Origin of the sequence: Xanthobacter oligotrophicus, from assembly GCF_008364685.1 — a bacterium.
In the GTDB taxonomy this organism is placed as follows: Bacteria; Pseudomonadota; Alphaproteobacteria; order Rhizobiales; family Xanthobacteraceae; genus Xanthobacter; species Xanthobacter oligotrophicus.
In genome coordinates, this window is record NZ_VTTL01000014.1 from 143,360 (window position 1) to 169,326 (window position 25,967).

Below are 25,967 nucleotides of genomic sequence, written 5' to 3' on the forward strand. Positions count from 1 at the left end.
CAGAGCACGTTGTGCCGCGCGTGACCACAAGACCCCCTGCCAGTTCTTGGCAGGCCAACACAAGAAGAGGAAAAATCCATGGGCAAACTCGCACTCGCCGCCAAGATCACCCACGTGCCGTCCATGTACCTGTCGGAGATGGACGGGCCGCACAAGGACTGCCGGAAATCTGCCATCGACGGCCATGTCGAGATCGGCCGGCGCTGCCGCGCGCTGGGGGTGGACACCATCGTGGTGTTCGATACCCACTGGCTGGTGAATTCCGGCTATCACGTGAATTGCGCGCCGCATTTCGAGGGTGTCTACACCAGCAACGAGCTGCCGCACTTCATCCGGAACATGCCGTATGCCTATCCGGGCAATCCGGAGCTCGGCAAGATCCTCGCGGAAGGAGCCACCGCCGGAGGGGTGTTCACCCGGGCCCATGACGCCACCACGCTCGCGCTGGAATACGGCACGCTGGTGCCCATGCGCTACATGAACGCGGACCAGCACTTCAAGGTGGTCTCGGTGTCGGCGCTCTGCACGGTGCACAACCTCGCCGATTCCGCCAAGCTCGGCGCCGCCATGCGCAAGGCGGTGGAGGAGAATTACGACGGCTCCGTCGCGTTCCTGGCCTCCGGCTCCCTGTCCCACCGCTTTGCCCAGAACGGCGTCGCCGAAGAGTTCATGCACAAGATGTGGAGCCCGTTCCTGGAGGCCACCGACCACGAGGTGGTGGGCATGTGGGAGCGCGGCGAGTGGGCGACTTTCTGCGGGATGCTTCCCGAATATGCCGACAAGTGCCACGGCGAGGGCTTCATGCACGACACGGCCATGCTGCTCGGCGCCCTCGGCTGGGATGCCTACAAGGGCAAGGTGGAAGTGGTGACGCCCTTCTTCCCCTCCTCCGGCACTGGCCAGATCAACGCCATCTTCCCGGTCTGAGCAGCACCACTGCCGCCCGCTCCGAGCCAACCCGCGAGAGCCGCCCGATGCCTCATCTCATCTTCGAATATACTGCCAACCTGCGCGCGGAAGGCGACATCGCCGGCCTGCTGCGCAAGGCCAATGCGGTGATGATCGCGCAAGGCGTCTACCCCATCGGGGGCATCCGCTCGCGCGCCATCGAGCTTGCCGACTATTGCGTCGCCGACGGCACCGCCGACGACGCCTTCGTACACGCCAGCGTCAAGATCGGCGCCGGTCGCACCGCCGAGCAGCGCCAGAAGACCGGCGACGACCTTTTCGCGATGATGAAGGCGCACTTCGCCGAGATCTTTGGCCGGCGCGGCCTCGCCTTGTCGCTGGAACTCGAGGAATTCTCCGAAGCCGGCACCTGGAAGCTCAACAACATTCATGCCCGATATCGCGTGGCGTGACCTCGCACCGGAACTCACTGCCATGCTGCGACCCGACGACATCACCGCCATCGCCCAGCGCCTGCACCAGGCGGAGAAGACCCGCGAGCAGGTGCGCGCGCCGTCCCTCGATCACCCGCAGATCACCATCGCCGATGCCTATGAAGTGCAACGGGAAGGCATCCGCCTGAAGCTGTCCGAAGGGCGGAGCGTGAAGGGGCACAAGATCGGCCTCACCTCCCGCGCCATGCAGCAGTCGTCGCAGATCAGCGAGCCGGATTACGGCACGCTGCTCGACGACATGTTCTACGGTGAGGGCGCCGACATCCCGCTTGCCCGCTTCATCGCGCCAATGGTGGAGGTGGAGCTGGCGTTCATCCTCAAGGACCGCCTCGAAGGCGAGGACGTGACCGTGTTCGACGTGCTCTCGGCGACGGACTATGTGATCCCGGCCATCGAGATCATCGATGCCCGCTGCCACCGCGTGGATCCCGAGACCAAGCGGCCACGCAAGGTGATGGACACCATCTCCGACAATGCGGCCAACGCCGGCATCGTCATGGGCGGGCGCGCCATCAAGCCCATGGATACCGATCTGCGCTGGGTCTCCGCGCTGCTCTACCGCAACAGCGTCATCGAGGAGACCGGGGTCGCCGCCGGCGTGCTCAACCATCCCGCCAACGGCATCGTCTGGCTGGCCCGGAAGTTCGCGCCCCACGGCGTCGCGCTGGAGGCCGGGCAAGTGATCCTCGCCGGCTCCTTCACCCGGCCGGTGGCAGTGCGCGCGGGCGACACCTTCCACGTGGACTACGGCCCGCTCGGGTCCATCGCCTGCCGCTTCAGCTGAGGACGCACCATGAAATTGCACAGGAACACCTTCAAGCAGGCTTTGCTTGCGCCAGCGGGAGCTGAGGTGAAGCCGCAATTCGGCCTGTTCCTCGGCCTCGCCCACGCGATCAGCGCCGAGATCGTGGCCGATGCCGGCTTCGACTGGCTGCTGATCGACAACGAGCACGGCCCCAACGACCTCGCCACCACGCTGGCCCAGCTCCAGGCCCTCGCCGCCTATCCGGTGGCGCCCGTGGTGCGTACCGCCAACCACGATCCGGCCGCCATCAAGAAGCTCCTCGATATCGGCGTGCAGAGCTTCCTCGTGCCCATGGTGGAAACCGGGGAACAGGCCAGGGCGCTGGTCCGCGCCACCCGCTATCCGCCGGCCGGCATCCGCGGCGTCGGCACCGCGCTCGCCCGCGCCGCCCACTGGAACGGCGTGACCGATTACTTCGCCGAGGCCGACGGCGAGATCTGCCTGACCCTGCAGGTGGAGAGCCGCGCCGGCCTCGACGCCATCGAGGACATAGCCGCGGTGGAGGGGGTCGACGGCATCTTCGTCGGCCCCTCCGACCTGGCCGCCTCCCTCGGCCATCTCGGCCGGCCGGGCCATCCCGACGTGGTGGCGACGGTGGGCGATGCCCTCGCGCGCATCGCCGCCACCGGCAAGGCGGCGGGGGTGTTCGCCACCGATCCGGAGGCGGCGCGGGCCTATTGCGCCAAGGGAGCGCGCTTCGCTGCCGTGGGCGTGGACACCCTGCTCCTGCGCAATGCCGCGGTGCGCCTCGCCCAGTCCTTCAACGACACCACCCGCGCCGTCGCCGGCGCCGCCTATTGAACGCTCCGGGCCCGTCACGCCCGGCCGCAGTGAAAGGCCCGATGATGTTTCAGCTCACCACCGCCTCCCTGCTGCGCGAGGCCTGCTTCATCGACGGCACCTGGGTCGCCGCCGATGACGGCCGCACGCTTGCCGTGGCGGATCCGGCCACCGGGGTAGCCATCGCCCGGGTGCCCCTGTGCGGCGCTGCGGAGACCGCGCGCGCCATCGCCGCGGCGGACCGCGCCCTCGACCCGTGGCGGGCCACCTCCGCCGCCGAGCGCAGCCTGATCCTGAAGCGCTGGTTCGAGCTGATGATGGCGCACCAGGAGGACCTCGCCCGCCTGCTCACCGCAGAGCAGGGCAAGCCGCTGGCGGAGGCACGCGGCGAGATCGCCTATGCCGCCTCCTTCCTGGAATGGTTCGCCGAGGAGGGCAAGCGCGTCTGCGGCGAGGTCATCCCCTCGCCCTTCCCGGCCACCCGCATCGTGGTGACCAGGGAGCCGGTGGGCGTATGCGCGGCGATTACGCCCTGGAACTTCCCGGCGGCCATGATCACCCGCAAGGTGGGACCCGCTTTGGCCGCCGGCTGCACCATGGTGCTGAAGCCGGCCGAGCAGACCCCGCTTTCCGCCCTGGCCCTGGCCGCGTTGGCGGAACAGGCGGGGGTGCCGGCGGGTGTCTTCAACGTGGTCACCGGCGATCCTGTTGCCATCGGCGGCGCCCTCACGTCCAGCCCGGTGGTGCGCAAGCTCACCTTCACCGGCTCTACCGAGATCGGCCGCCTGCTGATGCGCCAATGCGCGCCGACCATCAAGAAGCTCTCGCTGGAACTGGGCGGCAACGCCCCCTTCATCGTGTTCGACGATGCCGACCTCGACGCCGCCGTCGCCGGTGCCATCATCTCCAAATATCGCAATGCCGGGCAGACCTGCGTGTGCACCAACCGCATCCTGGTGCAGGACGCCGTCTATGGAGCATTCGCCGAAAAGCTCGCCCGCGCGGTCGCCGACCTCACCATGGGCAACGGCTTCGAGGAGGGTGTGACCCAGGGGCCGCTGATCGACGGGGAGGCCGTGGCGAAGGTCAAGGAACTGGTGGCCGACGCCGTCGCGCACGGGGCGAAGGTGGCGGTTGGCGGCGAGGCGCCCGGCGGCAACTGGTATGCGCCATCCATCCTGCTTGACGTGACGCCGCAGATGCGCCTCGCCCGCGAGGAGATCTTCGGCCCGGTGGCGCCGCTGTTGCGCTTTGCCGACGAGGATGAGGCCATCCGCATCGCCAATGACACCGAATACGGCCTTGCCGCCTATTTCTACGCCCGCGACATAGGGCGGGTGTGGCGGGTCTCGTCCCGGCTGGACTACGGCATGGTCGGCATCAACACCGGGGTGATCTCGACATCGGTTGCGCCCTTCGGCGGCGTCAAGCAGTCCGGCCTCGGCCGAGAGGGATCGAGCCACGGCATCGAGGAGTATCTGGAGATCAAATATCTTGCCATGGGCGGCATCTAGAGTGTTTTCGAGCGAAATGGATACCGGTTCGCATGAAGAAACCGCGTCAACACAAGAAGCGAGATCGATTGCGGTGAGCCAAGGCGAGCGGAAAACGCTCTAGAGACCGCCCCTTTCGCGAAGACCTGGGCGAGGGAAACGATTTTCCCTTGCTTCGCGACCTTTGAGGGGCACCCCGTGCATTCTGCAAGCACAGCAGCTCTCGACCAGTGCGGCGTGGACGACCTTGATCGCCCGGCACGAAGGACCCTTGGACAGCGTTTCCAGACGCCTCGGCAGGAACTGATGCACAAGTGTCAGCTACCCCGGGAGGGGGGATTTTGGGGGACGGCCCGGCGCGCTGCCCGCCGCCGGGCCGGCGGAGGCGCGGCGGCCCCGGCGGCATCGACCACCCCTTCCGGCGCCGCCGGTGACGCCATGAGCCCGCCGAACACATGGTCGGCGAGTGCCGCCGCCCATTCGCGGCTGAGCGGTGCATGCGGTACCAGGATGCGATACCAGATGGGGCCGTAGAGCGCATCGATGACCACGTCGAAATCGATGCCCGCCCGCAGCTCCCCATTGGCCACGCCGCGCGCCAACACCTTCTTCGCCTCGTCGCGGCGGGGCAGCACGTAGCCTTCAAGCAGCGCCTTGAGCGCCTCCGGATCGCTCTGGCCCTGGGCCACCAGAGCGGAAATGGTGCGCCCCACCTTCTGCCCGTACACCTCGGCCACCCGCATGAGCTGGCTCTTGATGTCCGCCACCGCCGAGCCGGTGGCGGGATAGGCGATCTTTTGAGCAGTCTCCGCCAGGAAACCGGCAATGGCCAGGGCGCCGCGATTGGGCCACCAGCGATAGATGGACGAGCGCGCCGCGCCGGAGCGGGTGGCCACCGCATCGATGGTGAAGCCGGAAAGACCTTGCTCTTCCAGCAACTCGTTTGCGGCCTTCAGGATTGCGATCTTGACTTCGTCACCTTGCGGGCGACCGCGGCGGCGCTGAGTTGATTTGGTATTGCTCAAAATTTGCCGCCCAAATGGAAGATTATGCCCAGATTATCGCCAGCCGCTCTGCTTGACAATCCGCCGCCACGATTAAAACTACACAGTGTCGCTTTTATCGGAAATCCGGAGAGCGAAAGAGGGCTGAAGCCGCGCTGCGGCCTGCCCTCGCCAGTGACCGTCCGACCAGGCAGAAACCCTCCAGCCCCAAGGGATTTCGTGATGACAGGTGTGCTTTCCCCGGCCCAGGTCGCCCACTTCGAGGACGAGGGCTATCTCTGCCCCGTCCGCGCCATCAGCGCCGACGAGGCGCAGCTCTATCGCCGCAGGATCGAAGACTTCGAGCAAAAAACCGGAGAAGAAGTCAATAAGCGCCTGAAGATCAAGGCGCATCTCGCCTTCCCCTGGCTGGTCGATCTGGCGCGCCACCCGCGCATCGTCTCCGCCGTGCAGGACATCATCGGCCCGGACGTGCTGCTCTTCGGCTGCTCCGCCTTCGCCAAGAATGCGCGCGATCCGCGCTTCGTCTCCTGGCACCAGGATTCCGCCTACTACGGCCTCGACCCTCATGAAGAGGTCACCGTGTGGCTCGCCCTGTCGCGGGCCAACGCCCTCAGCGGCTGCATGAAGGTGATCCCGCGGAGTCATCGCGGGCCGGACCTCGTGCACGAGGAGACCTACGATACCCACAACCTTCTGGCCCGCGGCCAGAAAGTGACGGTGGACGAGAGCCTGGCGGTGGAGATGCCGCTGGAGCCGGGCGAGTTCTCCATGCATCACGAGCGCACCGTCCACGGCTCGCCCGCCAACATGTCCGACGACCGGCGCATCGGCATCGCCTTCTTCTACATGCCGGCCCATGCACGCTCGACGCTGGGTCGCCGCTCCGCGCTGCTGGTGGCCGGCGAGGACCGCCACGGCCACTGGGACAAGGACCCCGAGCCGAAGTTCGACCTCGACCCCGACAGCCTCGCCTTCATGGAGAGCGTCTGGGCCACCTATCGCGACGAGGCCACCACCAGGCAGTCGGCCCGCATCGCCTGAGCTCCCGCGCGGCACCGTCCGGCGCCAGGCCCCTCCTCCGCGTGGAAGCCCCGCCGCCGGCCTCGGGACCCCATCTGGACGCTGCCTCAGCCTTCTGCCCCCTTCGAACCGAGAGCGCATTCCATGCAAGCCGCCGTCCGCCTCAGCACAGCCCTCTGCCTCCTTCTCGCCACCCCTGTCCTCGCCACGACGGCCCTCGCTGATCCGGTGAAGGTCGGCGTCATCCTGCCCCAGACCGGGGTGGGCGCGGTCCTCGCCAAACAGATGCAGGCGGCCATCGATCTCGCAATCGTCCACCAGGGCGGCAAGCTCGGCGGCCAGGAGGTGGAGTTCGTGTGGGGCGACAGCCAGGGCAAGGCGGATGTGGCCAAGCAGCTCGCCGACGAGATGGTGAAGTCGAAGAAGGTGGAGTTCCTGGTCGGCCCGCTGTTCTCCTCGGAGATGATGGCGGTTCACGGCGGCCTCGCGCGCACCGACGCCTTCGTCATCTCCCCCATCTCCGGGCCCGCGCCCATCGCGGGCAAGTCCTGCTCGGCGAACTTCTTCAACGTCTCCTCGCAGAACGACCAGCAGGCGGAGGCTCTCGGCGCCTATCTGGAGAAGCAGGGCGTCAAGCGCGTCTATGTGATGACGGTGAACAACCAGGCCGGCAAGGACATGGTCTCCGGCTTCAAGCGCCACTTCAAGGGCGAGCTGGTCGGAGAGGTCTACACCCGCTTCGGCCAGGTGGACTTTGCCGCCGAGCTATCCGCCCTGCGCACGACCACGCCCGAAGCCACCTTCATCTTCTATCCCGGAGACATGGGCGTCCAGTATGTGAAGCAATATGCCCAGGCTGGGCTCACCAGGTCGGTGCCGCTCTACACGGTCTGGACCGTGGACCAGGCGACGCTTCCCGCCGTCGGCGACGACGCCATCGGCGTGCGCTCCGGCAATGTGTGGAGCATCGATTTGCCCAACCCGGCGAACGCCCGCTTCGTCGCCGACTTCAAGCAGAAGAACGGCTTCCTGCCCAACGACTACGCCGCGCACGCCTATGATTCCATTCTTCTGATCGGCAGCGCGGTGCAGGCGGTGGGCGGCGACATGAGCCGCAAGGACGACATCCGCAAGGCCCTGGAGAAGGCGGACTTCGCCTCCAACCGCGGCAAGTTCTCCTACAACACCAACCACTTCCCCATCGAGGATTACTATGTGCGCGAGGTGGTGAAGGGCAAGGACGGCGTGCTCGTGACCCGCACGGTCGAGAAGATCATGAGCGACGCCAAGGACGCCTATTCCCAGGAGTGCCCGCTCGGCAAGTAGGTCCGTTGCGCATCTGACGAAAGGCGCCCCGCACATGCATCTCCTGTTCGTGGAGCAGCTCCTCAACGGGCTGCAGCTCGGCATCATCCTGTTCCTGATGGCGGCGGGGCTCACGCTCACCTTCGGCATCATGAACCTCGTGAACCTCGCGCACGGTTCGCTCTTCATGCTGGGCGCCTATCTGGGCGTCACCTTCGCCCTGTGGACCGGCTCGTTCGTCGCCGGCTTCCTCCTGTCGGGGGTGGCGACCTTCGGCGTCGGCCTGGTGATGGAGCATCTCGTCATCCGTCACCTCTACCGGCGCGACCATCTCGACCAGGTGCTGTGCACGGTGGGCCTCGTCTATGTGTTCAACGAGGCGACGCGCATGGTCTTCGGCCCGGAGCCGCTCCACGCCCCCGTGCCCGCCATCCTGACGGGCACTGTGGAGCTGATCCCGGGGGCGCCCTACCCCGCCTACCGCCTCGCCATCATTGCAGCGGGGCTGGCCATCGCGGCGGCGCTCTATGTCCTTATCGCCCGCACCCGCACCGGCATGCTCATCCGAGCCGGCGCCAGCAACCGTACCATGGCGAGCGTGCTCGGGGTGAACATCGGCGCGGTCTTTGCCGTGGTTTTCGCCATCGGCGCGGCGCTCGCCGGCCTTGCCGGCTTCATCGCCGCCCCCATCCTCACCGTCTATCCCGGCATGGGCGACAACATCCTCATCCTCGCCCTGGTGGTCCTTGTGGTGGGCGGCATGGGCTCGGTGAAGGGGGCGTTCGTCGCGGCCCTGCTGGTGGGGGTCATCGACACGATGGGGCGGGCCTACCTGAAGAGCCTCGTCGGGCTGGTGCTGCCACCGGTGGCGGCCAACACCGTGGCCCCGGCGCTCGCCTCCATGCTGATCTATATCCTCATGGCGGTGGTGCTGTTCTTCCGCCCCGAGGGGCTCGTGCCCGCCACCGGCCTCAAGCGTCCCGATGCCGTCGCCACGGCGCCGGAGCCGCACCGCACCACGGGCGGCCCGCTGGCCCGCTGGCGGGTGCCGGCGCTGGGCCTGCTGGGCGGAGCGCTGCTGCTGCTCCCGGTCATCGCCCACATGGCCGGCGCCCCCTTCTGGGTGGATCTCGGCACGCGAATGCTGATCTTCGCCATCGCCGCCCTGAGCCTCGACCTCATCCTGGGCCAGGCGGGCCTCGTGAGCTTCGGACACGCGCTCTATCTCGGCCTCGGGGCCTATGCGGTGGGCATCCTCGCCGATGCGGGCATCGAGAGCGGCTTCATCCAGTGGCCGCTCGCCATGCTGGTCTCGGCAGCGGTGGCGGCGGGGCTTTCCGTGGTGGCGCTGCGCACCTCGGGCACCTTCTTCATCATGATCACCCTCGCCTTCGCGCAGATGATGTATTACGGCGCCTCCAGCCTCTACGACTACGGCGGCGACGACGGCATGCACCTTGCCGTCCGCAGCACCTTCGCGGGGCTGATCGACCTCTATGAGAGCGACCAGTTCTATTATCTGGTGCTGGCGCTGCTCGCCCTCCTCACCGGCCTCTACGCACGCCTGTCCGGCGCACGCTTCGGGCAGGTGCTGCGGGGCATTCGGGTCAACGAGCGGCGGATGCAGGCGGTCGGCTTCCCCACCTTCCGCTACAAGCTCGCGGCCTGCGTCATCTCGGCGGCGGTGTGCGGGCTTGCCGGCGCGCTGCTTGCCAATGCGGCCGAGTTCGTTGGTCCCCAGTTCATGGATTGGACGCGCTCGGCGGAGCTGATGATCATGGTGGTCGCGGGCGGGCTTGCGACACCGCTGGGGCCCGTCGTGGGCGCGCTCGCCTATCTCGGGCTCGAGAAATATCTTTCCGATCTCACCATCCACTGGCGCCTCGCCTTCGGCGGGCTGCTGATCCTGGTCGTCTTCCTCGGCCGGGGCGGCCTTGCCGCCCTGTTCGCGGCGACGCCGGGGCGGGCCGAGGCCGAAGAACCAAGGGGAGCGATGCGATGGGCCCGGCCCTTCTTGAAACCCAAGGCGTGATGAAGCGCTTCGGCGGGCTGAACGCGGTCGACCGGGTCGACTTCGCCCTCGCCCCCGGAGAGCTCGTGGCAGTCATCGGCCCCAACGGCGCCGGCAAGACCACCTTCGTGAACCTGCTCTCCGGCGCCCTCATCCCCGATGCCGGGACGGTACGCTTCGAGGGGCGGGACATCTCGCGCCTGCCCATCGATGCGCGGGCGCGGCTCGGCATCGCCCGCTCGTTCCAGATCGCCAGCATCTTTCCGGATCTGTCGGCGGTCGAGAACGTGGCCCTTGCGGCCCAGGCCCATGCAGGGCACAGCTTCGGCTTCTGGCGTCCGGTGCGGGCGGAGACCGCCCTCCTGGCCGCCGCCGAGGCCGAACTTGCCGGCATCGGCCTTGCCGAGGCGGCGCACCGGCCCGCCGGCCAGCTGTCCCACGGCGAGAAGCGCCTCGTGGAGATCGCCATGGCGCTGGTGACGAAGCCCCGCGTGCTGCTGCTCGACGAGCCCATGGCCGGGCTCGGCGTCGCCGAGGCGCGACGCATGGTGTCGTTCCTCGCCTCGCTCAAGGGGCGCTTCACCATCCTTCTGGTGGAGCACGACATGGACGCGGTGTTCGCGCTGGCGGACCGGGTGTTCGTGCTCGCCTCCGGCGCCCGGGTCGCCGATGCCCCGCCCGACGCGGTGCGCGCCGACCCCAGGGTCCAGCTCGCCTATCTCGGCGACGACGCGGACGCCGGCTGATGCGTAGAACCATGCGACACAAGAGGTCATGCGATGCTTGAACTGAGACAGGTGGGCGCGGCCTATGGATCGAGCCACGTGCTGTTCGGGATCGACCTCTCCATCTGCGAGGGGGAGGTGGTGACCCTCATGGGGCGCAACGGCATGGGCAAGACCTCCACGGTCAACAGCATCATGGGCCTGCTGCCGCTCACCCAGGGCGAGATCCGCTTCGCCGGCGATCGCATCTCCGGCCTGCCGCCCCACCGCATCGCACGCGCTGGCCTCGCGTTGGTGCCCGAGGGCCGGCAAGTGTTTCCGAACCTGACGGTGGAGGAAAATCTCATTGCCACGGCCGCCAACCGCGGCGGCGCCGCCTCGCCCTGGACGCTGAAGGCCGTCTACGACCTCTTCCCCGCCCTCGCGCCTCTGGCCCGACGGGGCGCCGGACTGCTCTCCGGAGGGGAGCAGCAGATGCTCGCCGTCGGCCGCGCGCTGATGACCAATCCGCGGCTCATCATCTTCGACGAGGCCACCGAAGGCCTCGCCCCGAAGATCCGCGCCCAGATCTGGGCCGCGCTGCAGAAGATCCGCAGCCATGGCCAATCGGTGCTGGTGATCGACAAGAACATCCGGATGCTGAGCCGCTTCGCCGATCGCCACGTGATCCTGGAGAAGGGCCGCGTGGTGTGGTCCGGCACCTCCGGCGAGCTGGACGCGGACGAGGGCATCAGCGCCCGCTTCCTGAGCGCCTGAAGCATCCTGCCTTAAGGCAATTTCCGTCCCAACCGGCCGCGCGCCTACAGGACCGGACCAAGCATGGCGATGGCATTGTTCCAGAGCTGCCGCCCCGGGCTGCAGGCGTCCACCTGGGCCTTCGTCACCGGTGTTGCGGCCTCGAGGAACACCTGCTGGCGCGCCCGGACCACGCGGGTGAAGGCTTCGTCGTGGAGGAGGATGTTGTTCTCCGCGTTCAGCTCGAAGCTGCGACGGTCGATATTGGCGGAGCCGATCAGGGTCACCTCGCCGTCGAGGGTGAGTGTCTTGGCGTGCAGCAGGCCGCCGACATATTCGCGGATCTCGACGCCCGCCTCCAGCAGGTCGCGATAATAGCTGCGGCTGGCGGCCGCCACGATCCAGGAATCGTTGCGCCGGGGAAAGACGATGGTGGTCGCCACCCCGCGCCGGGCGCTGGCGCACAAAGCGGCCTGGATCGGCTCGTCCGGGACGTAATAGGGTGTGGTGATCACCAGTTCGCGCCGGGCGGCGTTCATCAGCGCGACGAACGTCTCCGGCATGGCCGAATAGCGCACGCCAGCGCCGGAGCCGATCACCTGCGCCACGAAGCCTTGCACCGGCGCAGGCAGCGGCTCGGCGAACAGGGGCGCGAGATCCTCGTCGGTCTGCGCCATCCAGTTGCTGGCGAACAGATACTGGTTCTGCCGCACCACCGGCCCTTCGAAGCGGGCCATCACATCGACCCAGGGCGCGAACCGCGCCTTCACCGCGAAGGCGGCGTCGGCGCAATTCTGGCTGCCGCAATAGGTGATGGCATTGTCGATCACCACGATCTTGCGGTGATTGCGCATGTCGATCCGGCCCTTGAAGAGGCGCAGCAGGGGATTGCCCACCGGCAGGGCCGCCGCCAGCCTCACCCCGCTTGCAGCCATGTCGCGCCAATGGGCGGAGCGGATCAGCGCCCGCGAGCCGAGATCATCGGCCATGGCCCGGCAGATCACGCCGCGCGCGGCCGCGCGTTTCAGCGCCTCCATCACCTTCAGGCCGCTCTCGTCGGCGAGCCAGATATAGAACAGCACATGCACACTCTGCCGCGCGGCATCGATGTCCGCGACCATGGCGGCGATGGCTGCCGCGGAATCGGGCAGCAGCACCGCCCGGTTGCCGGCGACCGGCACGAAGTGGTTCACCGAATAGCCGACCCGGAACAGGGGCACGCAGCGTTCGGGGATCATCGCCTCGGCGGAGGCTCCGGCCACATCCGGGGCGGGCGGCAGGGCCTTCAGCGCCGCGCGCAGCCGTTCGATGGGCTTGCGCCCCAGATTGACCTCGCCGAACAGGATATAGGCCAGGACGCCGACCACGGGCGCGAGGACGATCACCAGCACCCAGGCGAACCGCGAGGCGGGTTCCCGGTGGGGGCGCAGCAGCGCGCGGACGACGAAGACAAGCTGGAGGCTCACGTGGGCGGCAAACAGCATCCAGGCGAGGACGGCGGAATCAGGCATGTCGCGGCACGCGTTCGAACGAAGCAGCCCGCATTAAACCACGTTCGGCGCTCGTGCGAACGCCGTCCCGGCGGTGGCGCGTTTCGAGGCGGCCCGATGAGCTGGGCAAGCCGGAGCCGGGCGATCGCCAAAGCAGGCGCCAACCATGGCGACAAACGTCCGGCCAACCTGCCCATTGCCCAGGCCCGCGCCTGCGCCATGATGGAGGGCGCGGGTCATCCGACCGTCCTCCCCCGTCCTGGGCTTCCCATGCAGCACATCCTCACGGCCTTTTCCGCCCTCGATCCGCTCATCGCGCTCGGCGTGTTCGTCGCCACGGCGGCGACAGATGCCTGCTACGTGGCCTTCACCTCGGCCGTGGTGGCGCGCAAGCGGCTCTCCGCCGCCAACTGGTCGAGCGTCTGGTACATGCTCTCGTCCTTCGCCGTGATCAGCTACACCGAGAACTGGGTGTATGTGGTCTTCGCTGCGGTGGGGTCCTGGGTCGGCGCATTCCTATCGCTGACCCTGCTGCATCGGCCCGGAACGGCGCCGGCGCCCATCGGCTCCTCCCCGCCGGAGTAATGCGGCTTTTGAGGCGAAAGGCTTCACAAGGCGCAACGGACACGCGGCCCCTTTCCTCCATTCTCCAGCCTCGGCTGGAGCTACGCTTCGCGTTGTTCGCAAGGTACTGCAGTCCGGCGATGATCGCGTCGTCCGACGCCTGGCGGAGGCAGGAGGCCACCAAGCGTAGCGGGAAGCCCATTGCGTCGTCCGTGCGCCAATCGGGCCAACAGCCCCAGGGCTCCAGGCACGGTGAGTTGAATTCGCCGCGGTGGAGCCTTATGCGTGGACGCCATGGACACCCACGCCGACGCCGCAAAACCCTTGAGCTCCTTGTCCCGCCACCGGCCGCAGTCCGGCACGGCGGCGCCGTTCCTGCCCATGAGCCGTGCCGAGATGGCGGCGCTCGGCTGGGACGCGTGCGACATCGTGCTGGTGACCGGCGACGCCTATGTGGATCATCCAAGCTTCGGCATGGCCATCATCGGCAGGCTGCTGGAGGCCCAGGGCTTCCGGGTCGGCATCATCGCGCAGCCAGACTGGCAGTCGGCGGAGCCGTTCAAGGCGCTGGGCAAGCCCAAGCTGTTCTTCGGCGTCACCGGCGGCAACATGGATTCGATGGTCAACCGCTACACGTCCGACCGCCGGCTGCGCCACGACGACGCCTATACGGCCGGCGGCGAAGGCGGCAAGCGGCCGGACCGCTGTACCATCGTCTACACGCAACGCTGCCGCGAGGCGTACAAGGACGTGCCGATCGTGCTCGGCGGCATCGAGGCCTCGCTTCGCCGCATCGCCCATTACGACTACTGGTCCGAAAAGGTGCGCCGCTCGATCCTGGCGGACGCCAAGGCGGATCTGCTGCTCTATGGCAATGCCGAGCGCGCCGTGGTCGAGGTGGCGAACCGGCTCGCCGCAGGCGAGGCGCCGCGCGATCTGGAGTCCATCAGGGGCGTCGCGCTGTTCCGCCGCGTGCCGGAGACTTACACCGAGCTGCACGCCGACGATCTCGATTCCGCCGATGAGGGAGCGGCCCGCCGCCCCGGCGACGTGGTGATCCGGCTGCCGGCCTATGAGCAGGTCGAACAGGACAAGGAAGCCTATGCCCGCGCCTCGCGCGTGCTGCACCGGGAGAGCAATCCCGGCAATGCGCGCCCGCTGGTCCAGCGCCACGGCGACCGGGACCTGTGGCTGAACCCGCCGCCGATCCCGCTGACCTCCGACGAGATGGACGCGGTCTACGACCTGCCCTATGCCCGCGCCCCGCATCCCGCCTACGGCGATGCGAAGATCCCGGCCTGGGACATGATCAAGTTCTCGGTGACCATCATGCGCGGCTGCTTCGGCGGCTGCACCTTCTGCTCCATCACCGAGCACGAGGGCCGCATCATCCAGAACCGCTCGGAAGGCTCGATCCTGCGCGAGATCGAGCTGATCCGGGACAAGACACCAGGGTTCACGGGCGTGATCTCGGACATCGGCGGGCCCACCGCCAACATGTACCGGATGGCCTGCAAGGACCCGAAGATCGAGGCGGCCTGCCGGCTGCCGTCGTGCGTCTTTCCCGACATCTGCCCGAACCTGAACACCTCCCACGACGAACTGATCCGGCTCTATCGCAAGGTGCGCGAGACCGAGGGCGTCAAGAAGGTGATGGTGGCGTCCGGCGTGCGCTATGACCTAGCGGTGAAGAGCCCCGAATATATCCAGGAGCTGGTGACCCATCACGTCGGCGGCTATCTGAAGATCGCGCCCGAGCACACCGAGCGCGGCCCCCTCGACAAGATGATGAAGCCGGGCATCGGTACCTATGACCGCTTCAAGGAGATGTTCGAAGCCGCGGTGAAGCAGGCGGGCAAGAAATATTACCTCATTCCGTATTTCATTGCCGCCCATCCGGGCACGACCGACGAGGACATGATGAACCTCGCGCTCTGGCTCAAGAAGAACCGCTATCGCGCCGATCAGGTACAGACGTTCCTGCCCTCTCCCATGGCCACGGCCACCGCCATGTACCATACCGGCATCAATCCGCTGCGTGGGGTGCGGCACGGGGGGAGCGACAAGGTGGTGACGGTCACGGGGCTGCGGCAGCGCCGTCTGCACAAGGCGTTCCTGCGCTACCACGATCCCGACAATTGGCCGCTGCTGCGCGAGGCGCTGAAGCAGATGGGCCGCGCCGACCTGATCGGCCCGCGCCCCGACCAGTTGGTGCCGGCCCACCAGCCGCCCGGCACAGGCAAGGCCGCCGGCACGCGGCGACCCGTGCGCGGCACCGGAGGGACGCAGCGCTTCACCACCAAGGGCGTTCCCATCCGCAAGTAAACGGTCCCATAGGCAGGCGGGGTTCTCCGCGTCGCCCGGCGGCGACTTTTACTCGGGCGTTGCCGTGGACTCGCGCTGCAGGACAGCGGCAAAAAAGCCATCCGTATCGTGACGCGCGGGCGTCAGCGACAAGTGGTCCGGATGCGCCGAACCGGTCAGCTGCGGCGCAGCCTCGTGCAGCGGCGTGACATGAAAGGCGGGATAGGCCGCAAGGAAGGCGGCCACCTGGGCCTCGTTCTCCTCGGGCAGCATGGAGCAGGTTGCGTAGACGAGCCGTCCGCCGGGCTTCACTAGCCGCGCGGCGCTTGCAAGAATACGGGCCTGCAGCGGCAAGAGATGATCGAGCCCGGCTTCCTGCTGACGCCACCGTGCATCCGGATTGCGCCGCCACGTCCCGGTGCCGCTGCATGGCGCATCGACCAGCACGCGATCGAAACTGCCCTTGTGACGCTTCACCCAGCGATCGGTTTCGCTAGCCAGGGGCCGGGTCTCGATATTGTGGAGGCCTGCGCGCCGGAACCGCTCGGCGGCGCGCTTCAGGCGGCCGTCCAAGACATCGCAGGCAATGACGTGGCCCTTGTTTGCCATCTGCGCGGCAATGGCCAGCGTCTTGCCGCCGGCTCCGGCGCAGAAATCGACCACGCGTTCGCCCGGCCGCGCGTCGACCAGCATGGCGACTAGCTGCGAGCCCTCGTCCTGAATCTCCACCTCGCCGCTTTTCAGCATGGGCAGGCTGGCCAGCGAGGGACGCTCCCGCACGCGAATGCCGAACGGTGCCAGGGGAGACGCCTCGGCCTTCAGGCCAAGATCGCGCAGCGCGCGCAGCATCACCTCGCGCGTGGACTTGACCGGATTGACACGCAGATCGAGCGGAGCGGGGGTCAGAAGCGCGGCCATCTCGCGCCCGAACGAGGCGTCGAAACGCCGCCGCAAGGGCTCGACCGCCCAGGACGGACATTCAAAGCGCACCTCGTCCGGCATGGCCGGATGATCGATCGTACAGCCCTGCAATTTGACCAGCAGCGCACGCTCGCGATCCGTCAAGGCGGCAGGCGCGAACTTGCCACCGGTGAACAGGCCATGGACCTGGTCCGGCGTCTTGCTCCCCGAGGTCCTGCCCCCCAAGGCGTTGCCCCCCAAGGTCTTGCCTCCATCGAGCGCAAGCCATGCCAAAAGCCGGTTGCGCGGCACGTCCGGGCGCCCGTGTTTTGCCAACCACCAGACTATTCGTGCGTGATGCCTCAGTAGCGCGTAGAGCAGATCACAGATATGGCCGCGATCCCTGTCGCCGATATGGCGGTGGGCTCGAAACCACGCCGAGACGACAGCATCGGCGGGACGCGCGACACTGTCGACTTCATGCATCAGTTCGAGAGTAGCTTGCAGACGGGCGGCGGGAGTCACGGGAGAGACGATCAGGCTGGAAAATGGCGCGGCACCATAGATGAAGGCGCTGGCGTTGACCATTGATTCGCACGCCTCTCGGGCGGCCCCGTGTTGGGGCCGCGGTGTCGCTGGCGCAATGGCCGCCCTTCCCGACCTGGGGTCGCGTGTCGCCTCAGCTCCCGCGATAGGTGGTGTAGGCGCCCGGCGAGAGCAGCAGGGGCACGTGGAAATGTTCCTCGGGATTCCACACGGTGAAGGCCACGCGCACCTTGCCGAGATAGGCGCGGGCGGGGGTGGAATAGCCGTGGCGAGCGAAATAGGTGGGGGTGTCGTAGCGCCACTCGTAGGTGCCGGCGCAAAGGGCCCCGCCATCCAGCAGGGCGCCGTCGCAGGCGCCGTTGTCATTGGTGACGAAAGCGAGGATGCGGGTCGTGGCGCCGTCGCCGTCGCGCCGCCACAGCTCCACGCCGAGCCCGCCGGCCGGGGCGGCGCGCACCGTGTCGAGAACGTGGGTGGACACGCTGCCCGTGGGCGCGGCCCGCACCCGGTCCAGAAGGCGCATCCAGGAGATGGCCGAGATCTCCGCCAGCGCTTCGGCGCGCTCCGCCTCCGGGCTCGCCGCGAGGCGCCGCTCGAAGGTAGCGAACAGGGTCGCCAGCGACGCCTTGCGCACCGCCAGGATGAAGGGATAGCCGAACCGTGCCTCATAGGCTGCGTTCAGCCGCTCCAGCCGCGCGCTGAGGTCCGCGTCCAGCGCGTCGAGGCCAAGGGCGGTCTGCTCCACGGTGGACTCAGCCGTGGTGCCACGCCGCAGCGTCTCGGCAGAGAGGCGTGGATGCCCGCGCAGGAAGCCGAGCAGCGCCTCCGGCGGCAAGGCCCCGATGGCATCGAGCATGGCCTTGTGCAGGGCCGTCAGGCTGGCGAAGGGCCGCGCGGCTGCGGCCTGCTGCGCCACCCAGGGCGCGTTCTCGAACACCGGGCCGAGGCTTGCCGCAAACTCGGCAGCCGGCATGGCGTTCAGGGCGTCGAGGCTGATCAAGTCGCTCGGCACATCCATCTCCCGGTCATTTCATGAAGCGTGAGAAGCCGGCGACGCGCTCCATCAGCACCATCAGCAGCACGGTGGCGATGATGATGACGCCGCACGCCGAGGCGGCGCGGCTGTCGAGCTGGTTCTGGATGATGTCCCACAGATAGATGGGCAGCACCTGGGTGCGTGCATCCTGTAGGAACAGCGAGACCGGCACGTTGTCGAAGGAGGCCATGAAGGCGATGAAGGCGCCGGACGCCACGCCCGGGCTGATGAGCGGCAGCGTCACCGTCCGGAACGTGTGCAGGCCCGAGGCGCCCAGGCTGCGCGACGCATCGATCAAGGCGGGGTCGAGCTGCATCAGGCTCGCCAGCGTAGTGCGCAGCACGAAGGGCACGCACACCACGATATGGCCGATGGCGAGGGTGAGGATGGAAGGCCGCATCCCCAGAATGGAGAACAACATCAGCGACGCAAAGCCGAAGGCCAGCGCCGGCAGGATGAGCGGCGACATGAAGAGCGTTTCCAGCGCCCGCGCGACCGCCCCTTTGCTGCGGGCGATGGCGAGCGCGGCGCCGACGCCGAGCACCACGCAGGCCGTCACGCTGATCACCGCCACCTTCAGGCTCACCCACAGGGCGGACTGGAGCTCATTGGCGTCGACGAGCGCCGCATACCACCGCAGGGAATAGCTGGAAGGCGGAAAGTGCAGCGCCTCCTCCCCCGTGAAGGAGAGGATGAGGATGACCAGGGTCGGCCCCGCCAGCACGATGACCGAGATCAGGGAGATAAGGCCGAACACGGCGGTGAAGGACAGGGATTGCCAGTCGCGGGGCATGGGTGCCTCCCAGAGCGTTTTCGAGCGAAGTGGATACCGGTTCGCGTGAAGAAAACGCGTCAACACAAGAATCTAGAGCGACTTCTGCGAGCCAGGGCGCGCGGAGGTCGCTCTAGCCGTAGAGCCGGGCCGCGCGGCTGCGCGAGAGCGCGACCAGCATGGCGACGATGAGGAGGACGGAGGCCATGAAGATCACCGAGACCGCGGCGGCGAATGGCCAGTTCTGGAGGTCCATGGCCTGCTGGAAGATCAGCATGGGCATGTAGAGCAGGCGCGAGCCGCCGATGAGGGACTGGGTGACGAAGGCGGTCACGCACGCGGTATAGGTGAGGATTGTACCGGCGATGATGCCCGGCAGGGACAGGGGCAGCGTGACCTTGAAGAAGGTGCGCCATGCCCCGGCGCCCAGCGCCTGCGAGGCGCTCTCCAGGTTCGGGTCGATGCGCTGGAGCGTGGTGATGAGCGGCAGCACCATGAGCGGCATCTGCACCTGCGCCAGCACGATGACGACGCCGGTCTCGCTGAACAGCAGGCGCAGCGGCTGGGCCGAGAGGCCGAGCGCCAGGATCGCCTCGTTGACGATGCCGTTGCGCCCCAGGATGACGATCCAGGCGAAGGTCCGCACCACCACGCTGGTGACGATGGGCAGCACGACGAGGAAGATGAGCGCCGCCTGCCAGCGGGCAGACACGCGGGTGCACAGCCATGCCAGCGGATAGCCGAAGAGGAGGCACAAGGCGGTCGCCTTCGCTCCCACCAGCAGCGTGTCGCGCAGCACCGCAAGGTTCAGCGCGTCGGTGAGGAAAGCGGCGTACTGGCCAAGGCCCAGCGCTCCGGTCATCTGACGCTCGGCCTGGAAGCTGATGGAGACCAGCAGGCCCAGCGGCGCGATGAAGAACAGGGCGAAGAAGGCCGCGAGCGGCAGCGCGAGCGCCCAGTCTTTAGAGAGGGTGGGCGCTCTGGAGGGGGTGGACACGGCGCCCGCCATGGTCACACCCGGATCTCGCGATTGAACTGCTGGGTCCAGGCGGCGCGGTTCTGGTTCACCGCCTTCCAGTCGAAAAACACCATCTTGTCGAGGTCCGCGGGGGTCCTGGCGATCTTTTCCGCCACAAGGCCGGAGAACGGCACCTTGCTGCTGGTGGGGATAACGTTCCAGGGCGATTTCTGCATCTCGCCCTGCACGTCGGCAGAGATCTGGCTGTCCACATAGGCATAGGCGAGGTCCGGCTTCAGGGCGCCGGCCACCACGTGCATGGTGGTCTTCCAGGCGGGGGTGCCGGTGTCCACCCGCACGAACTCGATGGGCACGCCCTTGGCCTTGAGTTCCTCGGCGAAGTTGAAGTTCTGCACGCCGATGTCGATCTCGCCCTGCTGGAACAGCGCGCCATGGGCGCCGAAATTAGCGGAGACGGCGGCAAGGTTCGGCAGCAGGGTCTTCAGCCGCTTGAATCCCGGCTCCATGTTCGCCTCGGTGCCGCCGGCGAGCCGGTTGATCTCCAGCAGGAAGGCGAGGCCGAGGGTGGAGGCCAGCGAGGTGATGCCCACCCGGCCCTTGAACTCCGGCTTCCAGAGGTCCTCCCACGAGGTGGGCGGGGTCTTCACGGTCTTCGGGTTATAGGCGATGCCGATGGCCTGCATGGTGATGGCAGGGCCGTAGGCGCCCTGGAACTGCGGGTTCAGCGCCGCGAAATTGGGCGATTTGGCGGGATCGTACTTGGCGATCAGGCCAGCATCGATGGCCTCCAGCGCCGGGCCCTCGTCCAGCATGGCGATATCGAAGGGCGGCTGGTTGCCCCGGGCGGCGGTGAGCTTGGCGATCTGCTCGGTGGCCAGCATGGGCGACTGCACCACGCTCGCCCCCGTGCGCCTGGTGAAATAGGGCACGAGGATCTGCTTCTGCACGTTGGCCCAGGTGCCGCCGAAGGTTGCGGCCACCAGTTCGTCAGCGGCGAGGGCGCCGCGCGGCAGCAGGGCGAGGCCGGCGGCGGCCGAGGCGGAGGCGAGGAAACCTCGCCGGGACATCTCGAACGTCATGGTCAATTCCCCTTCTTGTGGGTGTCGCCTGGAAGGTCCGGGAACAGCCCGCTGATGCGATTTGGCTTGAGGTGGAGGAAGACGGCGCCGGAGAGCGGCGCGGCCTCGTCCCGCTCCTGCACCACCTTCACCGCGGTGCCGTCGGCGAGCCTCACCTCGTAGATGAAGGAGGGGCCGATGGGCATGACGGCGGTGACCTGCGCCCCCAGCGCGCCGGGGCCGCCTTCGGCGCGCACGCGCAGCCCTTCCGGCCGCACCGCCACCAGCACGCGGGCGCCCGGCACAAGGGCCGTCTCACGGCCGGTCTCGATCACCGCTCCGCCCTCAAGCCGCACCGCCGCGCCGGCGGGAGAGGAGCCCACGACCTCACCCTTGAGGAAGTTGGCGGTGCCCACGAAGGTGTTGACGAACAGGGAGGCCGGCCGGTCGTAGATGTCGGAGGGCGGGGCGAACTGCTCCAGATTGCCACGCGAGAGCACGGCGATGCGGTCGGACATGCCCAGCGCCTCTTCCTGGTCATGGGTCACCATCACGGTGGTGATGCCCGAATGCCGCTGCAGGCGCTTGATCTCGATCTGCATGTCGAGGCGCAGGTTCTTGTCGAGCGCGCTGAAGGGCTCATCCAGCAGCAGGATCTTGGGGCGGATGGCCAGGCAGCGGGCGAGCGCGACGCGCTGCTGCTGGCCGCCGGACAATTCCCGCGGCAGCCGGTCGCGCAGAGCACCCATCTGCACCACGTCCAGCATCTCGGCGACGACCGCCGCGATCTCCGCCTTCGGCCGGCCCGCCGCCGCCGGGCCATAGGCGATGTTCTGGGCGACGCTCATGTGCGGGAACAGGGCATAGTTCTGGAACACGATGCCGATGCGCCGCCGGTTGGTGGGCAGGCGCGTGATGGAGGCCCCGTCCACCAGCACGTCACCGGAGGTCTGGCGCAGGAAGCCGGCGATGATCTTTAGCAAGGTGGTCTTGCCGCAGCCCGACGGGCCAAGCAGGGAGACCAGCTCGCCGGGGCGGATGTCCAGGTCGATGGCGTTGGCGGCCACCATCTGGCCGAACGAATGGGAAATCGTCCGAAGGGTCAGCGCATGCCCGGCGGATTGGCTCATGGTCCCAGCCTCGCAAGGGGCGCCCGATCGCGCTCATGGGGACGATAGTCACCGGGCGGGGCATTGCCGTCCATCGCAGATTTGATACTTTTCCATACGCAAAATGCGCATGGAGGCTGGGATGCCGGCATCGCTCGTTCCCGCCGCCCTGCGCTATGCCGAGCAGGTGGCCCGCTCCGGCTCGATCCAACGCGCGGCCAAGGACCTCAACGTCGCCGCCTCCGCCATCAACCGGCAGGTGCTCCAGCTTGAGGAGACGCTGGGCGTGCCCTTGTTCGAGCGGGTGGCGAAGGGCATGCGCCTCACCCCGGCGGGGGACGCCATCGTGACCCTGGCGCGCCGCTGGCTGGCGGACGAGCGCCGGGCGGCGGCGGAGCTACGCCAGCTCCAGGGCGTCAACCAGGGCCATGTGCGGGTGATGGCCATGGACAGCCATGTGAACGGCATCCTACCCGCCTTGATTGCCGACCTCGACGCCCGCCACCCGCGCATCTCGCTGGATCTGGAGGTGGCGAGCACCGACGCAGCGGTGGCGGCGCTCACCGCCGGGGAAGCCGACATCGCCGCCGTGTTCAATCTCTCGCCGCGGCGGGACATCCATGTGCTCTGGTCGGCGGAGCTGCCCTTCGGCTGCGTGATCGCGCCGGACCATCCCTTGGCGCAGCGCGCCTCCCTCAGCCTGCAGGAGGTGGTGGCCCACCCCATCGTGCTCCAGAGCCGCGCCTTGATGATCCGCCGCTATCTGGAAGCGCACCACGGCTGGCTGTTCACCCAGGACCGCAAGACGGTGGAGACCAATTCGCTCCAGCTGGTGAAGATCCTGGCCTGCGAGAAGGGCTATGTGGCCTTCACCTCGGAGCTGGACGCTGCACCCGAGCTGATCGCGGGCACCCTGGTCTTTCGCCCGGTCCGCGACAAGGGCGCCGAGCCGCAGATGGTGAGCATCGCCATCGACGGGCGCAAGCCGCTGACGCGGGTGGGTCGCATCGTCGCGGAGGCGCTGGAAAGGCTGATCGACACTACCATCGCCGAGGTGCGGCGCGCCGCCGGCCAGCCCCCGCCGGGCTGACCCTTCCCTCCCCTCACCTCAGAGGCTACTCGTCCATGCCGTTCTCCGCTTAGGCGCGGGCCCTGCGCTCCTGTTTCGTTCCCGTGGCGCTGGACATGCTGGTGCCGGCCGACGACGGCCGCTTCGCCGAGCCTTCTCGAACAGGCATCAAGCCCTTACCCGCACATGTTGCCTCTGGGTGCCCAGCTTTTCGATGCCCAGTTCCATCACGTCGCCGGCCTTCAGGTAGATCGGCTCCGGCTTCTGCCCCATGCCCACGCCCGGCGGCGTGCCGGTGGTGATCACATCGCCCGGGAACAAGGTCATGATGCGGCTGATGTAGCTCACCAGCGTCTCGACATCGAAGATCATGGTGCGGGTGTTGCCGCTCTGCATCCGGCGCCCGTTGACATCGAGCCACAGGTCCAGCGCCTGCGGATCTTGAACCTCATCGGCGGTGACGAGATAGGGCCCGATCGGCCCGAAGGTGTCGAAGCCCTTGCCTTTGTCCCAGGTGCCGCCCCGTTCCAGCTGATATTCGCGTTCCGAAACATCATTCACCAGGCAATATCCCGCCACGTGGCCCAGCGCCTTTTCCTGCGGCACGTATTGCGCGGTCTTTCCGATGACGATGCCCAGTTCGACTTCCCAATCGCCCTTTTTGGAAGCCGGGGGAAGGACCACATCGTCATTGGGTCCCACGATGCAGCTGGTCGCCTTGGAGAAGATGACGGGTTCGCTCGGCAGCGGCATGTTGGCCTCGGCCGCGTGATCGGCATAGTTCAGGCCGACCGCGATGAACTTGCCCACCTGGGCGACCGGACACCCCAGCCGGGGCTTTCCTTCCACGATGGGCAGGGCGGAAAGATCGAGGGTGGACAGGCGGGCGATGCTGGCGGGTGAAAGGACATCTCCCGTGATGTCCAAGACTTCCCCGGAGAGGTCGCGAATGCGGCCGTCGCCATCAAGGACGCCGGGCTTTTCCTGCCCGGCGGACCCAAAACGCAAGAATTTCATATCACGTTTCCTTTTTCGGGCATTTGCCACCCTCCACCCGCCCTGCGACCCGGCGCCCCCGGCATCGCCGGGGGCGAGGCACGCGGTTCAGGCAAGGGCGGGGCGAAACCGCCGGGCCACCAGGGCAAGGGTGCCCAAGCCGCAAGCCAGGATGATGGGCACCAGCAGCAGCATCACGTCCGCCGGCGTGCTGCCCTGCGCCACCAGCACCCCCGCCAGCAGCGGGCCGGCCATGGAGCCAAGACGCCCGACGGCCACCACGACGCCGACGCCGGTGCCCCGGATCTCCGAGGGGTAGCATTGCGGGGCGATGCCGTAGAGGATCGACTGCACGCACAGCACGCCCACGCCCACCAGGGTGACGGTGACGAGCATGGTCGCCTGCGCCGGCGGGAGCAGGCCCAGCATCGCAAGGGCGGCGGCCACGAAGGCGAAGCTGGCGCCGATGGCCACCACGCGCTGGCTGCCGTCGAGGACCCGCCCGCCGATGAGGCTGCCCACGGTGCCGCCAAGACTGTAGAGGATCAGCGCCAAGGACGCCTCGCTGCGCGAGAAGCCCTGCGCCACCAGGAGTTGCGGCAGCCAGTTCATCAGCAGGTACACCACCATCAGGCCGAGGAAGAAGGCACTCCACAACAGCACCGTGGTGACCATGGCGTCGGGACGGAACACCTCGGTCCACGGCGTCTTCCGCTCCGATGTGCTCGTGGTCGTCTTCAGCGGCGGCAGACCAGCATAAATGAAGGGCACGAGGAGCAGCGGCAGGATGCCGCCCACGAGGAAGATGGAGCGCCAGTCGCCGCCATGGAGATCGAGCAGGGCGACGAGGCTCGCCACCGCGGCGCCCAGCGGCATGCCGGCATACATGATGGCCACCGCGCGCCCCTTGCGGTCCGGGCCGACGGCCTCCGAGGCGATGGACACGAGGTTCGGCAGCGCGCCGCCAAGCCCGACGCCGGTGATGAAGCGCAGCGCGATCAGCATCTCCACCGAAGTCGCCAGGACGGTGGCGATGGAAGCGATACCGAAAGCCACCAGTGCAATGACGAGCCCGGCGCGCCGCCCCCAGCGATCGGCCGTATAGCCGCCCGCGAGCGCGCCGAACATCAGCCCGAAGGTGGCCGAGGAAAAGAACAGCCCCATCTGCTGGGGCGTCATGTGGAACGCCGGCCCGATCTTGGGCGCGGCGATGCCGGCTGCCTGCAGGTCAAAGCCTTCGATCACGGCGGCAAGAGAGACGTAGAGAAGCGCCCTGCTTCCTGCAGAAGCCGATTTCAATGCGATCGTCATTTTCATTTTCCTCCCGTCTGGGTGCGGCCTGTTGCGGCCCGCGTTCATGCGTCCGCCGATGATCCCCGGCGGTTCGAAGTTGGATCGCGGGCGCGGCAGGGCGCGTCCCCCACGTGGGTGCGCCCTGCCAGACTTGCGATGCGGTTGTCAGGCGACGGCGACCTTCGCCTCGGCGAGGTCGAGGGCGACGTCGACGATCATGTCTTCCTGCCCGCCCACCATGCGGCGGCGGCCGAGTTCGGACAGGATTTCCCGCGTGTCCACGCCGTAGGTCTGCGCGGCGTTCTCCGCATGGCGCAGGAAGCTCGAATAGACCCCGGCATAGCCCAGCGAGAGGCTCTCCCGGTCCACCCGCACCGGGCGGTCCTGCAGCGGCCGCACCAGGTCGTCGGCGGCGTCCATCAGCGCGTAGAGGTCGCAGCCGGTGTCGATGCCCTTCCGGTTCAGCACCGCGATGAGCGCCTCCAGCGGTGCATTGCCCGCCCCGGCGCCCATGCCGGCAAGGGAGGCATCCACGCGCACGGCGCCGGCCTCGATCCCCGCCACCGC

Annotated in this window: 23 protein-coding genes and 2 pseudogenes; 14 read left to right on the plus strand and 11 right to left on the minus strand. The window is 67.8% G+C overall.

The features are described 5' to 3' along the window. Nucleotides 1–78: 78 nt before the first annotated feature. The 5 genes from hpaD to FZ033_RS21885 are packed head-to-tail and all read left to right on the plus strand — an operon-like array spanning nt 79 to nt 4,502. Nucleotides 79–927 carry a 3,4-dihydroxyphenylacetate 2,3-dioxygenase gene (gene hpaD / locus FZ033_RS21865; protein ID WP_149578178.1) on the plus strand — a complete coding sequence of 283 codons (849 nt, stop codon included), beginning with the start codon at nt 79–81 and terminating at the stop codon, nt 925–927. A 47-nt stretch (nt 928–974) separates the two neighbouring features. Further along, a complete protein-coding gene (locus tag FZ033_RS21870) occupies nt 975–1,361 on the plus strand; it encodes a 5-carboxymethyl-2-hydroxymuconate Delta-isomerase (protein WP_149578179.1) in 387 nt (128 codons plus the stop codon). 22 nt (nt 1,362–1,383) lie between these two features. Beyond that, nucleotides 1,384–2,187 (plus strand): 2-oxo-hept-4-ene-1,7-dioate hydratase, encoded by an 804-nt coding sequence (gene hpaH / locus FZ033_RS21875; RefSeq protein ID WP_149578207.1) that lies wholly within the window; start codon nt 1,384–1,386, stop codon nt 2,185–2,187. A 9-nt stretch (nt 2,188–2,196) separates the two neighbouring features. Further along, complete coding sequence (locus tag FZ033_RS21880) at nt 2,197–3,009, plus strand: aldolase/citrate lyase family protein (protein WP_149578180.1); 813 nt, start codon at nt 2,197–2,199, stop codon at nt 3,007–3,009. Between the two features lie 44 nt (nt 3,010–3,053). After that, on the plus strand, nt 3,054–4,502 hold the full coding sequence (locus tag FZ033_RS21885) for an NAD-dependent succinate-semialdehyde dehydrogenase (RefSeq protein WP_408068505.1): 1,449 nt from the start codon (nt 3,054–3,056) through the stop codon (nt 4,500–4,502). A gap of 296 nt (nt 4,503–4,798) precedes the next feature. On the opposite strand, the gene FZ033_RS21890 is transcribed toward FZ033_RS21885, so the two are convergent. Continuing rightward, the gene (locus FZ033_RS21890) at nt 4,799–5,506 is read right to left on the minus strand and encodes a TetR/AcrR family transcriptional regulator (protein ID WP_269149880.1); all 708 of its coding nucleotides are present in this window, start codon (nt 5,504–5,506) and stop codon (nt 4,799–4,801) included. 201 nt (nt 5,507–5,707) lie between these two features. Here FZ033_RS21890 and FZ033_RS21895 point away from each other — a divergent pair, with 201 nt between their 5' ends. The 6 genes and pseudogenes from FZ033_RS21895 (at nt 5,708) to FZ033_RS21915 (ending at nt 11,305) form a co-directional block, all read left to right on the plus strand. After that, nucleotides 5,708–6,529: a phytanoyl-CoA dioxygenase family protein gene (locus tag FZ033_RS21895; RefSeq protein WP_149578183.1), complete on the plus strand. Its 822-nt coding sequence runs from the start codon at nt 5,708–5,710 to the stop codon at nt 6,527–6,529. 123 nt (nt 6,530–6,652) lie between these two features. Then, nucleotides 6,653–7,834: an ABC transporter substrate-binding protein gene (locus FZ033_RS21900; RefSeq protein ID WP_149578184.1), complete on the plus strand. Its 1,182-nt coding sequence runs from the start codon at nt 6,653–6,655 to the stop codon at nt 7,832–7,834. Nucleotides 7,835–7,868: 34 nt separating this feature from the next. Beyond that, a pseudogene (locus FZ033_RS24420) lies at nt 7,869–8,777 on the plus strand (branched-chain amino acid ABC transporter permease); the annotation flags it as partial. 177 nt (nt 8,778–8,954) lie between these two features. Beyond that, a complete protein-coding gene (locus FZ033_RS24180) occupies nt 8,955–9,845 on the plus strand; it encodes a branched-chain amino acid ABC transporter permease (protein WP_232847610.1) in 891 nt (296 codons plus the stop codon). Continuing rightward, complete coding sequence (locus FZ033_RS21910; RefSeq protein ID WP_149578185.1) at nt 9,812–10,570, plus strand: ABC transporter ATP-binding protein; 759 nt, start codon at nt 9,812–9,814, stop codon at nt 10,568–10,570. Before FZ033_RS24180 ends, FZ033_RS21910 begins: the two co-directional genes overlap by 34 nt. Before the next feature lie 33 nt (nt 10,571–10,603). After that, a complete protein-coding gene (locus tag FZ033_RS21915) occupies nt 10,604–11,305 on the plus strand; it encodes an ABC transporter ATP-binding protein (RefSeq protein WP_149578186.1) in 702 nt (233 codons plus the stop codon). Between the two features lie 44 nt (nt 11,306–11,349). Here FZ033_RS21915 and cls read toward each other — a convergent pair whose 3' ends face one another. Further along, nucleotides 11,350–12,795: a cardiolipin synthase gene (gene cls, locus FZ033_RS21920; RefSeq protein ID WP_149578187.1), complete on the minus strand. Its 1,446-nt coding sequence runs from the start codon at nt 12,793–12,795 to the stop codon at nt 11,350–11,352. Between the two features lie 249 nt (nt 12,796–13,044). Between cls and FZ033_RS21925 the strand changes: the two genes are divergently transcribed. Together FZ033_RS21925 and FZ033_RS21930 are read left to right on the plus strand one after the other, a co-directional pair. Next, nucleotides 13,045–13,359 carry a hypothetical protein gene (locus tag FZ033_RS21925; protein ID WP_149578208.1) on the plus strand — a complete coding sequence of 105 codons (315 nt, stop codon included), beginning with the start codon at nt 13,045–13,047 and terminating at the stop codon, nt 13,357–13,359. 273 nt (nt 13,360–13,632) lie between these two features. Next, nucleotides 13,633–15,663, plus strand: coding sequence for a YgiQ family radical SAM protein (locus FZ033_RS21930; protein WP_149578209.1), 2,031 nt, complete (start codon nt 13,633–13,635; stop codon nt 15,661–15,663). Nucleotides 15,664–15,711: 48 nt separating this feature from the next. On the opposite strand, the gene FZ033_RS21935 is transcribed toward FZ033_RS21930, so the two are convergent. From FZ033_RS21935 to FZ033_RS21960, 6 genes are all read right to left on the minus strand, one after another. Further along, nucleotides 15,712–17,130, minus strand: coding sequence for an RsmB/NOP family class I SAM-dependent RNA methyltransferase (locus FZ033_RS21935; RefSeq protein WP_149578188.1), 1,419 nt, complete (start codon nt 17,128–17,130; stop codon nt 15,712–15,714). A gap of 91 nt (nt 17,131–17,221) precedes the next feature. Continuing rightward, nucleotides 17,222–18,100 carry a 2-oxo-4-hydroxy-4-carboxy-5-ureidoimidazoline decarboxylase gene (gene uraD, locus FZ033_RS21940; RefSeq protein ID WP_188079628.1) on the minus strand — a complete coding sequence of 293 codons (879 nt, stop codon included), beginning with the start codon at nt 18,098–18,100 and terminating at the stop codon, nt 17,222–17,224. Between the two features lie 13 nt (nt 18,101–18,113). Further along, nucleotides 18,114–18,917, minus strand: a complete 804-nt coding sequence (locus FZ033_RS21945) for an ABC transporter permease (protein ID WP_149578190.1) — start codon at nt 18,915–18,917, stop codon at nt 18,114–18,116. A gap of 112 nt (nt 18,918–19,029) precedes the next feature. After that, nucleotides 19,030–19,905 carry an ABC transporter permease gene (locus tag FZ033_RS21950; protein WP_149578191.1) on the minus strand — a complete coding sequence of 292 codons (876 nt, stop codon included), beginning with the start codon at nt 19,903–19,905 and terminating at the stop codon, nt 19,030–19,032. A gap of 2 nt (nt 19,906–19,907) precedes the next feature. Further along, on the minus strand, nt 19,908–20,954 hold the full coding sequence (locus FZ033_RS21955; RefSeq protein WP_149578192.1) for an ABC transporter substrate-binding protein: 1,047 nt from the start codon (nt 20,952–20,954) through the stop codon (nt 19,908–19,910). Nucleotides 20,955–20,956: 2 nt separating this feature from the next. Continuing rightward, entirely contained in the window at nt 20,957–22,063 is a 1,107-nt protein-coding gene (locus tag FZ033_RS21960) for an ABC transporter ATP-binding protein (protein ID WP_149578193.1), read from the minus strand. 121 nt (nt 22,064–22,184) lie between these two features. Between FZ033_RS21960 and FZ033_RS21965 the strand changes: the two genes are divergently transcribed. Further along, nucleotides 22,185–23,132, plus strand: coding sequence for a LysR family transcriptional regulator (locus FZ033_RS21965; protein ID WP_188079629.1), 948 nt, complete (start codon nt 22,185–22,187; stop codon nt 23,130–23,132). Between the two features lie 147 nt (nt 23,133–23,279). Here the strand turns inward: FZ033_RS21965 and FZ033_RS21970 are convergent, their stop codons facing one another. From FZ033_RS21970 to FZ033_RS21980, 3 genes and pseudogenes are all read right to left on the minus strand, one after another. Further along, nucleotides 23,280–24,128 carry a fumarylacetoacetate hydrolase family protein gene (locus tag FZ033_RS21970; RefSeq protein ID WP_149578210.1) on the minus strand — a complete coding sequence of 283 codons (849 nt, stop codon included), beginning with the start codon at nt 24,126–24,128 and terminating at the stop codon, nt 23,280–23,282. A gap of 87 nt (nt 24,129–24,215) precedes the next feature. Next, nucleotides 24,216–25,418 carry an MFS transporter gene (locus tag FZ033_RS21975; protein ID WP_210247934.1) on the minus strand — a complete coding sequence of 401 codons (1,203 nt, stop codon included), beginning with the start codon at nt 25,416–25,418 and terminating at the stop codon, nt 24,216–24,218. Between the two features lie 147 nt (nt 25,419–25,565). Next, nucleotides 25,566–25,967: pseudogene (locus tag FZ033_RS21980) on the minus strand (4-hydroxy-2-oxovalerate aldolase); the annotation flags it as partial.

Excerpts from the sequence above, each read along its gene's own strand:
- hpaD (WP_149578178.1), top strand. The coding sequence starts at position 79 with ATGGGCAAACTCGCACTCGCCGCCAAGATCACCCACGTGCCGTCCATG.
- FZ033_RS21870 (WP_149578179.1), top strand. The coding sequence starts at position 975 with ATGCCTCATCTCATCTTCGAATATACTGCCAACCTGCGCGCGGAAGGC.
- hpaH (WP_149578207.1), top strand. The coding sequence starts at position 1,384 with ATGCTGCGACCCGACGACATCACCGCCATCGCCCAGCGCCTGCACCAG.
- FZ033_RS21880 (WP_149578180.1), top strand. The coding sequence starts at position 2,197 with ATGAAATTGCACAGGAACACCTTCAAGCAGGCTTTGCTTGCGCCAGCG.
- FZ033_RS21885 (WP_408068505.1), top strand. The coding sequence starts at position 3,054 with ATGTTTCAGCTCACCACCGCCTCCCTGCTGCGCGAGGCCTGCTTCATC.
- FZ033_RS21895 (WP_149578183.1), top strand. The coding sequence starts at position 5,708 with ATGACAGGTGTGCTTTCCCCGGCCCAGGTCGCCCACTTCGAGGACGAG.
- FZ033_RS21900 (WP_149578184.1), top strand. The coding sequence starts at position 6,653 with ATGCAAGCCGCCGTCCGCCTCAGCACAGCCCTCTGCCTCCTTCTCGCC.
- FZ033_RS24180 (WP_232847610.1), top strand. The coding sequence starts at position 8,955 with ATGCTGATCTTCGCCATCGCCGCCCTGAGCCTCGACCTCATCCTGGGC.
- FZ033_RS21910 (WP_149578185.1), top strand. The coding sequence starts at position 9,812 with ATGGGCCCGGCCCTTCTTGAAACCCAAGGCGTGATGAAGCGCTTCGGC.
- FZ033_RS21915 (WP_149578186.1), top strand. The coding sequence starts at position 10,604 with ATGCTTGAACTGAGACAGGTGGGCGCGGCCTATGGATCGAGCCACGTG.
- cls (WP_149578187.1), bottom strand. The coding sequence starts at position 12,795 with ATGCCTGATTCCGCCGTCCTCGCCTGGATGCTGTTTGCCGCCCACGTG.
- FZ033_RS21925 (WP_149578208.1), top strand. The coding sequence starts at position 13,045 with ATGCAGCACATCCTCACGGCCTTTTCCGCCCTCGATCCGCTCATCGCG.
- FZ033_RS21930 (WP_149578209.1), top strand. The coding sequence starts at position 13,633 with ATGGACACCCACGCCGACGCCGCAAAACCCTTGAGCTCCTTGTCCCGC.
- FZ033_RS21935 (WP_149578188.1), bottom strand. The coding sequence starts at position 17,130 with ATGGTCAACGCCAGCGCCTTCATCTATGGTGCCGCGCCATTTTCCAGC.
- FZ033_RS21945 (WP_149578190.1), bottom strand. The coding sequence starts at position 18,917 with ATGCCCCGCGACTGGCAATCCCTGTCCTTCACCGCCGTGTTCGGCCTT.
- FZ033_RS21950 (WP_149578191.1), bottom strand. The coding sequence starts at position 19,905 with ATGGCGGGCGCCGTGTCCACCCCCTCCAGAGCGCCCACCCTCTCTAAA.
- FZ033_RS21955 (WP_149578192.1), bottom strand. The coding sequence starts at position 20,954 with ATGACGTTCGAGATGTCCCGGCGAGGTTTCCTCGCCTCCGCCTCGGCC.
- FZ033_RS21960 (WP_149578193.1), bottom strand. The coding sequence starts at position 22,063 with ATGAGCCAATCCGCCGGGCATGCGCTGACCCTTCGGACGATTTCCCAT.
- FZ033_RS21965 (WP_188079629.1), top strand. The coding sequence starts at position 22,185 with ATGCCGGCATCGCTCGTTCCCGCCGCCCTGCGCTATGCCGAGCAGGTG.
- FZ033_RS21970 (WP_149578210.1), bottom strand. The coding sequence starts at position 24,128 with ATGAAATTCTTGCGTTTTGGGTCCGCCGGGCAGGAAAAGCCCGGCGTC.
- FZ033_RS21975 (WP_210247934.1), bottom strand. The coding sequence starts at position 25,418 with ATGACGATCGCATTGAAATCGGCTTCTGCAGGAAGCAGGGCGCTTCTC.